This window comes from Streptomyces sp. NPDC033131 (assembly GCF_055578365.1).
This window is the reverse complement of record NZ_JBVIPA010000036.1, coordinates 35,317-47,291: the sequence shown is the minus strand read 5'-3', so window position 1 is coordinate 47,291 and position 11,975 is coordinate 35,317. Positions and strand designations below refer to the sequence as shown.

12 protein-coding genes and 2 pseudogenes are annotated in these 11,975 nt (G+C 72.1%); 5 read left to right on the top strand and 9 right to left on the bottom strand.

What is annotated here, in order from left to right; all coding sequences use genetic code 11:
• Positions 1 to 2: 2 nt before the first annotated feature.
• The 7 genes and pseudogenes from ACZ5XS_RS34485 to ACZ5XS_RS34455 all read right to left on the bottom strand — a co-directional run bounded on the left by ACZ5XS_RS34485 (position 3) and on the right by ACZ5XS_RS34455 (position 6,193).
• Positions 3 to 317: a DUF5994 family protein gene (locus ACZ5XS_RS34485; protein WP_468658035.1), complete on the bottom strand. Its 315-nt coding sequence runs from the start codon at positions 315 to 317 to the stop codon at positions 3 to 5.
• Positions 318 to 756: 439 nt separating this feature from the next.
• Positions 757 to 2,169: a HAMP domain-containing sensor histidine kinase gene (locus ACZ5XS_RS34480; protein ID WP_468658033.1), complete on the bottom strand. Its 1,413-nt coding sequence runs from the start codon at positions 2,167 to 2,169 to the stop codon at positions 757 to 759.
• A 3-nt stretch (positions 2,170 to 2,172) separates the two neighbouring features.
• Positions 2,173 to 2,883, bottom strand: a complete 711-nt coding sequence (locus ACZ5XS_RS34475) for a response regulator transcription factor (protein WP_468658127.1) — start codon at positions 2,881 to 2,883, stop codon at positions 2,173 to 2,175.
• A 128-nt stretch (positions 2,884 to 3,011) separates the two neighbouring features.
• A pseudogene (locus ACZ5XS_RS34470) lies at positions 3,012 to 3,461 on the bottom strand (CE1759 family FMN reductase); the annotation flags it as partial.
• Between the two features lie 107 nt (positions 3,462 to 3,568).
• The gene (locus tag ACZ5XS_RS34465) at positions 3,569 to 4,726 is read right to left on the bottom strand and encodes an RNA-guided endonuclease InsQ/TnpB family protein (RefSeq protein ID WP_468658031.1); all 1,158 of its coding nucleotides are present in this window, start codon (positions 4,724 to 4,726) and stop codon (positions 3,569 to 3,571) included.
• Between the two features lie 223 nt (positions 4,727 to 4,949).
• Positions 4,950 to 5,105, bottom strand: a pseudogene (locus ACZ5XS_RS34460) (oxidoreductase); the annotation flags it as partial.
• Positions 5,102 to 6,193, bottom strand: a complete 1,092-nt coding sequence (locus tag ACZ5XS_RS34455; RefSeq protein WP_468658029.1) for an LLM class flavin-dependent oxidoreductase — start codon at positions 6,191 to 6,193, stop codon at positions 5,102 to 5,104. The gene ACZ5XS_RS34455 and the pseudogene ACZ5XS_RS34460, both read right to left, overlap by 4 nt.
• Positions 6,194 to 6,305: 112 nt before the next feature.
• Between ACZ5XS_RS34455 and ACZ5XS_RS34450 the strand changes: the two genes are divergently transcribed.
• Both ACZ5XS_RS34450 and ACZ5XS_RS34445 read left to right on the top strand, forming a co-directional pair.
• A complete protein-coding gene (locus ACZ5XS_RS34450; RefSeq protein ID WP_468658027.1) occupies positions 6,306 to 7,109 on the top strand; it encodes a DUF6597 domain-containing transcriptional factor in 804 nt (267 codons plus the stop codon).
• A gap of 344 nt (positions 7,110 to 7,453) precedes the next feature.
• The gene (locus ACZ5XS_RS34445) at positions 7,454 to 7,801 is read left to right on the top strand and encodes a DoxX family protein (protein ID WP_217235332.1); all 348 of its coding nucleotides are present in this window, start codon (positions 7,454 to 7,456) and stop codon (positions 7,799 to 7,801) included.
• Between the two features lie 66 nt (positions 7,802 to 7,867).
• Here ACZ5XS_RS34445 and ACZ5XS_RS34440 read toward each other — a convergent pair whose 3' ends face one another.
• Positions 7,868 to 8,344 carry a hypothetical protein gene (locus ACZ5XS_RS34440; RefSeq protein WP_468658025.1) on the bottom strand — a complete coding sequence of 159 codons (477 nt, stop codon included), beginning with the start codon at positions 8,342 to 8,344 and terminating at the stop codon, positions 7,868 to 7,870.
• Between the two features lie 124 nt (positions 8,345 to 8,468).
• On the opposite strand from ACZ5XS_RS34440, the gene ACZ5XS_RS34435 reads away from it, so the two are divergent.
• Positions 8,469 to 8,804 carry a YnfA family protein gene (locus tag ACZ5XS_RS34435; RefSeq protein WP_217235336.1) on the top strand — a complete coding sequence of 112 codons (336 nt, stop codon included), beginning with the start codon at positions 8,469 to 8,471 and terminating at the stop codon, positions 8,802 to 8,804.
• Between the two features lie 21 nt (positions 8,805 to 8,825).
• On the opposite strand, the gene ACZ5XS_RS34430 is transcribed toward ACZ5XS_RS34435, so the two are convergent.
• Positions 8,826 to 9,260, bottom strand: coding sequence for an ester cyclase (locus tag ACZ5XS_RS34430; RefSeq protein ID WP_468658023.1), 435 nt, complete (start codon positions 9,258 to 9,260; stop codon positions 8,826 to 8,828).
• Positions 9,261 to 9,414: 154 nt separating this feature from the next.
• Here ACZ5XS_RS34430 and ACZ5XS_RS34425 point away from each other — a divergent pair, with 154 nt between their 5' ends.
• Both ACZ5XS_RS34425 and ACZ5XS_RS34420 read left to right on the top strand, forming a co-directional pair.
• The gene (locus tag ACZ5XS_RS34425) at positions 9,415 to 10,191 is read left to right on the top strand and encodes an SDR family NAD(P)-dependent oxidoreductase (protein ID WP_468658021.1); all 777 of its coding nucleotides are present in this window, start codon (positions 9,415 to 9,417) and stop codon (positions 10,189 to 10,191) included.
• Positions 10,192 to 10,348: 157 nt separating this feature from the next.
• Entirely contained in the window at positions 10,349 to 11,668 is a 1,320-nt protein-coding gene (locus tag ACZ5XS_RS34420) for a tyrosine-protein phosphatase (RefSeq protein WP_468658020.1), read from the top strand.
• Positions 11,669 to 11,975 lie beyond the last annotated feature (307 nt).

The window sequence follows — 11,975 nt, the reverse complement described above, 5'->3', positions numbered from 1 at the left end:
GCTCACCTCCCTGCCGTCGGCTGAAGCCGGGTCGGAGGCGGCGCCGGACGCCACGGGTTCACGCGGCCGGCGACGGGCGCCTCGCGCGGGACCGCCGACCGGCGGAAGGGAGGCACCATCGCGTGGATGACCCGGCCCCACCGCGGATCGAGTACGGCCGTCAGGAAGGGGAGCGGGACCGCGAGGTTCCGCGTGCGGGGCCACCAGGCGCCGTCCAAGGGGGCCGGCGCGGAGCCGACGAGAGCCAGGGCCAGGCGAAGAAGGGGTGCCGAGGGCCGGTCCTCGGGGGCCGACGAGCGGGTGATGGTCGCAGCCATGACACAGCCCTGCTCCAGGCCGATCGCGACCGACCCGGCATCTTCGATCACCGAAAACGACACAGGCGTGGCGGCCGGTGCGCGGAATATCCTCGGTCATCTCAGCGTACTCCCCGGCCGACCGACCGGACCGGCGAAGGAAGCGGCGACGGGGCGGACCGAACGGGGCGACCGTAGGGGCCGCCCGGCCGAAGACCGGCCCGCCGGTCCCGCCGGCCACCGGCCCTCCACCTCGCGAACGGCCGCCGCCCGGCCTCCCGCAGCACGTCCCGTACGTCCCGTACGTCCCGTACGAGGACCAGGTCACGTCCGGAGTGCCGGAGGGCCGGCGACAGCGACCGCCGCCTCGTGTCCGACGACGCGGACACCGGCCCGGGCCGACCCTCCGCGACGCCGTCCGCGCGTCCCGCGCGTCCCGCACCGGATGCCCGTCCCCGCCTCAGCCCCCGCCCACCGTGAACCCGATCACCGTGCCGCCCCCCTCCCGCCGGACGGCGAAGGGTGCTCCCCCGTGCGCGAGTGCCACCTCCCGCACGATGGACAGGCCGAGGCCGGATCCCGGCAGGGAACGCGCGTCGGCGGCGCGGTAGAAGCGGTCGAAGACGCGGACCAGGTCGGCGTCGGCGATGCCGGGCCCCCGGTCGAGGATCTCGACGCGGACCGGGCCGGGCCCGGCCGGACCGCTGACCTTGATCTCGATGGGCGCGGTGCCGTCACGGTCGAACTTGGCCGCGTTCTCGACGAGGTTGGACAGCGCCCGCTGGAGCATCCCCGGGCGGCCGTCGGTCGTCGTGTCACCGCTCGCGCGGACGACGACCTGCCTGCCGGTACGGCGGCGGGCGAGCCCGGCGACGTCCTCGGCGATGTCGGCGAGGTCGACCCGCTGCGGCGGCTCGGTGTCGGACTGCCCGGCCGCGAGGTCGACCAGCTCGTTGACCAGGTCGGTGAGTTCGCGGGCTTCCTGACCGAGGTCCGCCACCAGTTCGTCCCGGGTGCCGGGGGGCAGCTCGTCGATCCTGCGCAGGAGGGAGATGTTCGTCCGCAGGGAGGTCAGCGGCGTACGCAGCTCGTGTCCGGCGTCCTGCACGAGCCGGCGCTGGTCCTCCTCGGACTGGGCGAGCCGGCCGAGCATGCGGTCGAAGGCGCGGCCGAGGCGGCCGACCTCGTCGTAGCCGGCGACGGGCACCTGGATGCCGAGCCGGCGGGTGCGGGCGACGTCCTCGGCGGCGGAGGTGAGGATCACCAGCCGTCGGGTGATGCGCCGGGCCAGCCACCAGCCGAACAGCCCGGCCGCGACGACGACCGCGGCCATCAGGGCCAGCGTCCGCTGCTGCAGGGCCCGCAGCAGGTCCTCGGTGTCGCTGAACTCCTGCGCGACCTGCACCGCGCCCCGCCCGCCGCCGAGCGCGACGGTCGCGACGCGGTAGACGTCGTTGCCGACGTCGACGTCCTTGTGCTCGACCATCGTCCCGGCCACCGGGCCGGCCGCGATCCGCCGGTCACCGGCGACGACCGGCAGCCCCGGCCGGCCGGGGTCGACGACCCTGCCGTCCGGCCCGAGCACCTGTACGTCGGTGCGGGCGGGCCGTACGAGGTCGTGGCCCGGCGCGGAGGAGGAGAAGTCGTCGGGCGTCATCCGGTGCGTGCGCACCTCGCCCCGCAGGTCCTGCACGACCTCGTCGAACACGGACTCCTGGTCGACCCGGACCAGCCGGGCGGCCGCGTTGTAGGACAGCACGCCGACCAGCAGGGTGACGGCGGCGGTCACGGCGGCGAAGGACACGGCGAACGTGGTCCGCAGCGACAGGAGCCGGAGCCGCCGTCTCGTCGGCAGTCGCCCGAGGCGGCCCACTCCTCAGTCCTCCCGCAGCACGTAACCCACACCGCGGACCGTGTGGATCAGCAGCGGCGCCCCCGGCTGGTCGAGCTTGCGGCGCAGGTAGCCGACGTACACGGCGAGGTTCTTGGAGCCCGGACCGAAGTCGTAGCCCCAGATCCGGTCGTAGATGGTGGAGTGGTCGAGGACGATGCCCGCGTTGCGGACCAGCAGCTCCAGCAGCTCGAACTCGGTGCGGGTCAGCTCCAGCTCCCGCCCGCCGCGCCAGGCCCGCCGCGCCTGGACGTCCATCCGCAGCCCGGCCGCCTCGACCCGGCCGTCGGGAACCTCGGGCTCCCGCGGCGGTCTCGGCGCACCGCTCAGCGCGCCGACCGGACTGGTCCGGCGCAGCAGCGCCCGCAGCCGCGCGAAGACCTCCTCGACGTCGAAGGGCTTCACCACGTAGTCGTCGGCGCCCGCGTCCAGTCCGGCGATCCGGTCCTGGGTCTCCACGAGCGCCGTCAGCATCAGGATCGGCGTCCGGTCCCCTTCGGCGCGCAGCACCCGGCAGACCTGCAGCCCGTCGATCCCGGGCATCATCACGTCCAGCACGAGGACGTCCGGCGGACTCCTGTGAGCCTGGGCCAACGCCTCGACACCGTCGGCGACCGCGGTCACCCGGTACCCCTCCAGGGTCAGGGCGCGCTCCAGCGCATGACGGATGGCGCGGTCGTCTTCGGCGAGCAGCACAGTTCGGGGCACGTCCTCAGTGTGCCAAGCCGGCACAGGCGTACGGCGTGATGAACGGCTCACCGGGTTCCCTTCTTACTGCCCTCTCACCGGTGGGGGCGCAACCCGGGGCGCGCCCTACCGGCCTCTCACCCTGCGGTCCGCAGCGCCGCCAGCCGCTCCTCGAACGGCACGACCGCGAAGTCGTCCTTGACGGGCTTGGCCGCCGACAGCCCGGTCATCAGGGCCGCCAGCTCCCCCGCCGCGCGCTCGATCCGCCCGTCCAGACCTTCGGCGCCCCAGTCCTCCGAGGCCGCGTACACCCCGGTGGGGACGACGACGGCCCGCAGGTGGGCGAAGAGCGGCCGCAGCGCGTGCTCCAGGACGAGCGAGTGCCGGGCGGTGCCGCCGGTGGCCGCGATCAGCACCGGCGTCCCCGCCAGCGCGTCCTTGTCGATCACGTCGAAGAAGGACTTGAACAGCCCGCTGTACGACGCCGAGAACACCGGCGTGACGACGATCAGCCCGTCAGCCCCGGTCACCGCGTCGATGGCGGCGGCCAGTTTCCGCCCCGGGAACCCGTTGGTCACCTTCTCGGCCGTGAACGGCCGAGCTTGTGCACTCGGTCGTTCACACCTTGTCGCGCTCCCGACTGCCCCCTACGACGGGACGGTCACGGGTCGCATCTCCCCACGGTCCGGCCTGTTCAGGCCGGTGCGGGGACGGGTGTGGTGACGAACACCCACGCCGAGCGTGCGCGGTCGCGCACGTTGACCCCGGCGACGACATCGGCGGGCCCAGCGAGGCCGCACCGACGACAACAGAAACGGTCCCGGGTGGGCCGGTTGGCCCGCTCGGTGTGCCCGCAGCGCGGGCAGCGCTGCGAGGTGTGGGCCGGATCCACTTCCAAGAACGGCATCCCGGCCCGGCGGGCCTTGTAGGCGAGGTGCTGTCCGAGCTGGTGGAACGGCCAGGAGGAGAGCGTGGCCCGCTGGTCGCGGCGAAGCCGTACCCGCTCGCGGATCCCGTCGAGTTGCTCGACGGCGATCCCGCAACCGGTGCGTTGCGCGACGGACACGATCTCCTTGCTGATTCGGTGGTTCACATGCGTGGCATGGCGCTGTTCCTTCCGCGAGCGGCGGGCCAGACGGCGGGTGGCCGAACGGGTGCGCTTGGCCTGGAGTTCGGCACGTTTGCGGGCATGCCAGCGCCGGTAACGGTTCAGGCGGCGGCCCTGGTAGTTGGTGCCGTCGCTGGTGGTGGCGAGGTTGACGATGCCACGGTCCACACCGATCCAGTCGGCCGGCTCGTACACTGCCGGATCGGGAAGGTCGCAGGTCGCGATCAGAAACCACTTCCCGCCCCGCCGGACCAGGTCGCTCTCGCCCCTGCGGTACTCGGCCAGGGTCTTGAGCTGGCCGGCGGAGCCGGTATAGCGGATGCCCCGCATCCGCCCGTCCACCGTCCAGATCGACACCGTACGCGCGTCCGTCTGCCAGGACAGGCACCGGTCATCGAACGGCTGCGCCGCCTCCGGCCGAAAACCGACCGGCGAACCGACCGCCTTCCGGTACTGCTTGGACCCCGGACCGCCCAGCCGCCCTGCCTTCAGGCCGGCCGCGAGCGCGTGGTAGGCGTCGACGACCTTCTTCACCACCCGCACCGCGGGCTGCGCCGACAGCCCGAACGTGGCCTTGATATCCGCGTAGACCAGCTTCTGCAGGCCGTTGCGATCCCTCACTCCCGACTCGAACGCAACCCGCGAAACGTGGTCGGCGGCCCGGTTGCAGGCACGCAGGGTCGCCTCCAGCGCCGCCGCCTGCTCCGGCGACGGCAACAGCTTGACCTGCACCACCAGCTTCATGACATCGGACCGTAGTACGACCACCACACACACGAACGCCTACCGTCGCCAGATCACCACCACCAGTGACACATCGAGCGGTTGTTCGCTTTTCCCGGCTCCGCCGGGCAGCCGTGCGAGCGCTCCGCGCCCGGCGTGGAACAGTTGCGGCGATGCACCGCATCGCGATCACGGGAGGCGATTCCTCCCCGGCGTGAACGCCGGGGCATCCTCGCCAGAATCAGGTGAAGTGGTGCGCGATCTCCACGGCGAGCTCGCGCAGCTCGACGACCTGGACCTCGGCCGGCAGGTCCCGGCCCACGGCCGCGGCCAGCCGGTCTCCCAGCAGCCGGGTGGAGGAGGGGACGCTCAGTCCGGCCGAGACGACGACGAGCCTCATGCGACGTCCACTCCCTTCGATGCGGCCGCGAGCAGGGACTGGTGGGTCGGCGCCTCAGGCACCCCGGCCGGACGCCTCGCGGCGAACTCCTTGCGCAGCACCGGCACGACCTCCTCGCCGAGCATGTCGAGCTGTTCGAGCACGGTCTTCAGCGGCAGCCCGGCGTGGTCGACCAGGAACAGCTGGCGCTGGTAGTCGCCCGCGTACTCGCGGAAGGACAGGGTCTTCTCGATGACCTGCTGCGGGGAGCCGACGGTCAGCGGGGTCTGGTCGGTGAAGTCCTCCAGCGAGGGCCCGTGTCCGTAGACCGGGGCGACGTCGAAGTAGGGCCGGAACTCGCGCACCGCGTCCTGCGAGTTGGGCCGCATGAAGACGTGGCCGCCCAGGCCGACGATCGCCTGCTCCGGGGTGCCGTGCCCGTAGTGGGCGTACCGGCTCCGGTAGAGCTCGACCATCCGCTTGGTGTGGTCGGCCGGCCAGAAGATGTTGTTGTGGAAGAACCCGTCGCCGTAGTAGGCGGCCTGCTCGGCGATCTCGGGCGAGCGGATCGAGCCGTGCCAGACGAAGGGCGGTACGCCGTCCAGCGGGCGGGGCGTGGACGTGAACCCCTGGAGGGGGGTGCGGAACTTGCCGTCCCAGTTCACGACGTCCTCGCGCCACAGCCGGTACAGCAGGGCGTAGTTCTCGACGGCGAGGTTGATGCCCTCCCGGATGTCCTGGCCGAACCAGGGATACACCGGGCCGGTGTTGCCGCGCCCCATCATCAGGTCCACCCGGCCGTCGGCGAGGTGCTGGAGCATCGCGAAGTCCTCGGCGATCTTCACCGGGTCGTTGGTGGTGATGAGCGTGGTGGAGGTGGAGAGGATGAGCTTCTCCGTGCGCGCCGCCACGTAGCCGAGCATGGTCGTCGGCGACGACGGCACGAAGGGCGGGTTGTGGTGCTCGCCGGTCGCGAAGACGTCGAGCCCGACCTCCTCGGCCTTCAGCGCGATGGCGACCATGGCCTTGATGCGCTCACGCTCGGTCGGCGCACGGCCCGTGGTGGGGTCCGGCGTGACGTCGCCGACGCTGAAGATCCCGAACTGCATGGTCGCTCAACCTCCAAAGTTGTTGACCGTTGAACTATATCGGAAAACGGTCACCCTCGCCGCCGTATTCCGCCCGCCCGCGACTGTCAGTGCCCGGTCCTACGATCGGTCCATGGCCCCCGTACGCCGTGACACCCGAGGCATCGTCGACGCCGCGGAGCTCTTCACGCACGTGGACTTCCGCCGCGTCGAGCCCGCCGAGCCGCTGCGCCGGTACGTCGAGCAGTACTGGCTGATCGACTGGAACCTCTCCGAGCCGTACGTCTCGCACGTGGTCCCGCATCCGGCGGTCAACATCGTCTTCCAGCGGTTCACGGACCAGGAGCCCTTCGTCGAGGTCGCGGGCATCCAGCCCGGCCTCTTCGCACAGAAGCTGGAAGGCCGGGGCCGGGTCTGCGGCATCAAGTTCCGGCCGGGCGGCTTCCGCCCCTTCGCCCCCGAGTACCCCGTCACCCACTGGACGGGCCACCGGATCCGCTCCCCCGAGGTCCTCCCGGACGCGGACCCCACGGCGATCCTCACCCCGGACGAGGAACAGGCCCGGATCGCGGCCCTCGACGCCTTCCTCCTCGGCCTGGACCCGCGGCCCGACCCCCAGGCCGACCTCGCCACGGCCCTGGTCGACCGCATCCACACCGACCGCACGATCCGCCGCGTCGCCGACTTCGCCCGCGCCGAGGGCATGTCCGTACGACTGCTGCAGCGCCTGTTCGCCGCGTACGTCGGCGTCGGCCCCAAGTGGGTCATCCTGCGCTACCGCATCCACGAGGCGCTGGAACGGGCGGAGACCGACAAGGCGGTGGACTGGGCAGCCCTCGCCGCCGACCTCGGCTACGCCGACCAGGCCCACCTGGTGCGCGACTTCGCGGCCACGGTGGGCGTACCACCGACGGCGTACGCGCAGGCCGTGCACTGACCCGGTCCTGCGCGACCGCCGCTTCACCTCGGGCCTGGTCCCCGGCATCGTCGACTCCGCCTCGACGGCCGGCCTCCTCCACGGCACCGCACTCGGTCTGACCCTCTGATCCCGTGTCGGTCGGAATCGTCATCGCGCCCATCGCCGACTGCCGCCTCATTCGCCCCCACGGCCGCCGGCCGGTCGCAGCCGCGCACGGCACCGGCGGAACACCACCACTGAGGCCTGCCCGGCCCCGGGCGCGACCGCCGCCGGAAAAAGCCCCGGCCGCCCTGTCACACTTCCGCCCCGCTCCCCGTCAACCCGGTGAACGCACCGCAGCCCACCGATACGAGGAGCACCCCATGTCCGTCGCCCACACCGTCGTCACCCTGCTCGCCGCCGCCATGGCGGGCTACTCCGGGATCGTCGTCCTCACCCGGGCCGAGTGGATCACCAAGGCGCTGACCGACTACCGGGTGCCGACCTCGTGGTGGCCCTGGCTCGGGGCGGCGAAGACCGCCGGGGCCGTGGGTCTGCTGGCCGGCCTGTTCGTGCCGGTCATCGGGATCGCGGCCGGGATCGGCCTGGTGCTGTACTTCACCGGGGCGGTCGTCACCGTGGCGCGGGCGCGCTGGTACTCCCACATCCCGTTCCCGCTGGTGTACGCCGCCCCGGTGGTCGCCGCGATGACGCTGGGCGCGCCGGCCTGACCCGCCCGGCCGCCGCTCAGGGGATGAGCACCGGCCGTCCCCGCACCCCGCCCTCCGCCAGAACTGTCAGAAGTGGTACGCGTCCCCCGTGTCCAGGACCAGCACCCGCCGCCGGTCGTTGTCGCGGTTACGGTCCACCGCCCCGCCGCTCCACACCGTGTCGATCTCCAGCAGCACCTCCGACGGCGCCCCCCGCAGCCGGACCCCCACCTCGATCCGCTCGCCCAGCCCGTCCGCGGCCAGCGCCCCCACGCGGCACAGCACCACTCGCAGCCCCGACCGCGCACACCCGTCCGGCAGCGTCTGCCGGAACGCCAACGGATGGGACCAGCGCAGCCGCACCGTCGCGTCCGGCACCGCGGACGGCCCGTGATTGCGCGGCGTGAACCCCACGTCGACCCGGCCGAAGGCCATCACCGCGGACCCGTGATAGGCGAGATCGGCCTCGGGCCCCTCCGCGGCCGAGGCGACCGGAGCCACCCCGCCCACCGCCACCACCACGGCACCCCACACCGCAAGCCCGCGCAGAACCCGTTCCCGCATGCCACCACTCCTCAGTCCGCAGTCAGCCGTGGTCGTACGGGATGTATCCCACGCGCGGCGCCCCACAGGCGCAGCCCAACAGGTGACACCCGGCCGCCCGCACGCGCATGGCAGGCTGGCCCGCATGCTCGTCCTCCGCTCCGCCGCCCTCTTCGTCGTCGCCGCGCTCTTCGAGATCGGCGGCGCCTGGCTGGTCTGGCAGGGCGTGCGCGAACACCGCGGGTGGCTGTGGATCGGCGCGGGCGTCCTGGCCCTCGGCGCCTACGGCTTCGTCGCCACGCTCCAGCCGGACGCCGACTTCGGCCGCATCCTCGCCGCGTACGGCGGAGTCTTCGTCGCCGGTTCCCTGGCCTGGGGCATGGCCGCGGACGGCTACCGCCCGGACCGCTGGGACGTCACGGGCGCACTGATCTGCCTCGCCGGCATGGCGGTGATCATGTACGCCCCGCGCGGCAACTGAGGGAATGCGAGGCGCGACGGCTCAGGCCGGCTCGTCGGACAGCAGACCCAGCTGCCCCAGGAAGTCCATCTCGTCGAAGTAGAGCCGGTAGTCGACGATCCGGCCGTCCGCCACGGTGGCGATGTCCACCCCGCGGAGCCTGATCTCCTTCTGCGTCGGCGGAAGCGTCTCCCCGTTGGGCAGCTGCAGCGGCCCGGTGTTCCTCCCGGTGAAGAATCCCTCGTCGATGGCCGTGTCACCGACCTCGTACGAGTGCAGCGTCTCGAAGGTGGCCTCGGGGACCGCCTCCGTCATCTGCCGCCAGTACTCGACGATGTTGTCGCGCCCGCGGATCTCCCCCTCGTCGGGAGTGAAGGCGACCGCGTCGTCGGCATACAGCTCACCTATGACCTTGATGTCCTGGTGCGCGGTCAGCGCGTCCGTGAGCCGGTCCATGACCTCACGTGCCTGTCCCATTGATCCACCTCCGGTGAAACCAAAGGATCACCCACCTCATTCTCCCACCGCGCCCCCGACCGGGCAGACCGGAGGACGAGACGCCCGACCGCCCGGCCACCGGGCCTGCCTATCCTGGCCGAACAGGTTTCTGACCCCGCCCGAGGAGCAGCCCATGGCCACCGCCGCACCGTCCGCCGCCTCCCGCATCGCCGTCGTCACCGGTGCGAGCAGCGGAATCGGCGCCGCCACGGCACGCCGGCTCGCCGAGGCCGGCTACCGCGTCGTCCTGACCGCCCGCCGCAAGGACCGCATCGAGGCACTGGCGGAGGAGATCAACGCGGCCGGCCACCAGGCGACCGCGTACGCCCTCGACGTCACCGACCGCGCCGCGGTGGACGAGTTCGCCACCGCGTTCCCCGCGATCGGCGTCCTGGTCAACAACGCGGGCGGGGCCCTCGGCGCCGACCCCGTGGCAACCGGCGACCCGGCCGACTGGCGCTCGATGTACGAGACGAACGTCATCGGCACCCTCAACCTCACCCAGGCCCTGCTCCCCAAGCTCGACGCGAGCGGTGACGGCACCGTCGTCGTCGTCTCCTCGACCGCCGGCCACGGCACCTACGAGGGCGGCGCGGGCTACGTCGCCGCCAAGCACGGCACCCACGTCCTCGCCGAGACCCTCCGCCTGGAGATCGTCGGCCGCCCGATCCGCGTCATCGAGATCGCACCCGGCATGGTCAAGACGGACGAGTTCGCCCTCACCCGCTTCGCCGGCGACCAGGAGAAGGCGGAGCAGGTCTACCAAGGCGTGGCGGAGCCCCTCACCGCCGACGACGTGGCCGACACCATCGCCTGGACGGTCACCCGCCCCAGCCACGTCAACATCGACCTCCTGGTCGTCCGCCCCCGCGCCCAGGCGTCGAACACCAAAGTCCACCGGGAGTCGTGATGGCGGACAAGGAGCACCACAACGAACGCCAGATGTGGTGGTGGCTCGCCTACTTCCTCTTCGGCATCCACATCGTCGCCTTCGTGATGATCTACGCGATGACGCACGCGCCGAAATAGGAAGCACCCGGCGCCGGCGGGACATAGGGTCCCGGTCCGTGGACAGACACCTGCCGTTCTCCCGGCTGCACAACTTCCGCGACCTGGGCGGCTATCCGACCCCGGACGGACTCCGCGTCCGTCCGGGCCGCCTCTACCGCGCCGACTCCCTCGGCAAGCTGAACACCGGCACCCCCGACTGGGACCGCTTCCTGTCCCTCGGCATCCGCACGGTCATCGACCTCCGCCACTCCTGGGAGGCCGACGCCAGTGGCCGCGTCCCGTCCCACCCCTCCTTCACGTACCACAACCTCAGCATCGAGCACCGCCCCTACGACCAGGCGGTCCAGACCCCGGACGTGGACCCCGGCCCGTACCTGGTGCAGCGCTACCTGGAGGTGGCGGAGGACGGCACGAAGGAGCTCCGCAGGGCGCTGGAACTGATAGCCGAAGCGGACGCCCCCGTGGTCTTCCACTGCGCCTCGGGCAAGGACCGCACGGGCCAGCTGGCGGCCCTGGTCCTGGCCCTGCTGGGCGTCCCGGACACGACCGTCATGGAGGACTTCAGCCTCACGGAACTGGCGACCCCGGCCCTGCTCGCCGACTGGAAGGCACGCCACGACGGCCGCACCCCGGCCTGGCCGGGCTACGGCCGGGCTCCCGAGGCGGTGATGCGCCTGTTCCTCGCCGCGATGAGGTCCCGCTACGGCTCGGTCGAGGGGTACGTCACCCAGGCCCTGGGCATGGACGCGCGAGCCCTCTCGGACACCCTCCGCACGGCCCTCCTCGAACCGCTCCCCACCACCCACCCCACCCTGACCTACCGCAGGGCCACCCCGGCCGACGCGCGGCTCCTGGTCCGCCTGCGCGACACGTCGGCCCTGTGGCAACTGGCCCGCGGGATCCCCCAACGGCAGCCGGGCGAGAAGGACGAGACCCACTTCCGCACGTGCATGGAGACGGACGAGGTCTGGCTGGCCCACGCGGCAGGAAGCCTGGCCGGCGCCTGGGAACTCCGGTGGACCGACGAGGCCGCCTGGGGCCCCCGCCCACCCGACGCGGGCTACGTCCACCGCCTGATGACCACCCCGCACACGTCCCCGCCCGGCACGGGCCGCCGCATGCTGGCGGAGGCGGAATCCCGCATCACGGCAACAGGCCGCCCCTACCTCGACTGCCTCACCTCCAACCGTTCCTGTGGACTGAGCGGGAGTGAGTCCGTTCAGCCGCGCGCCCCGAACGGTCTTGGGCGAGCTGGTCCCCGGCGTTCTCGACCCCGGGGCGGCGACACGCATCCTGTGCGTGGTCCGGGCCCGGGAGGCCAGTTCCCTCACGACCTGGCCAATTGGGTACGGCCAGAGGCGACGGGGAGACCCTGAACCATCCTCTGGTGGAGTAGGGGCCCCGCACGCTGACGCCGTACCCGGTGTTCCAGGTCGCACGATCACGTTAGCCCGATCAGTCCAGAGCACCGCAAGCCCGCAAGCGGACGATCATACGATCGAGCTAATTCGGCCTTGTGTGCACTCCTTGGTGAGCAGTTCCAACCCCCGCCTCCGCGCGCACTACGAGTCGGCCGGCTACACGGCCGTAGGAGAGCAACGCGAAAGAAGGACGGACCAGGCACCCCGTACGCGGTGACACTGCTGGAGAAGCGGCTGCGGTGACGCGTCGAGGGCCCGAGTC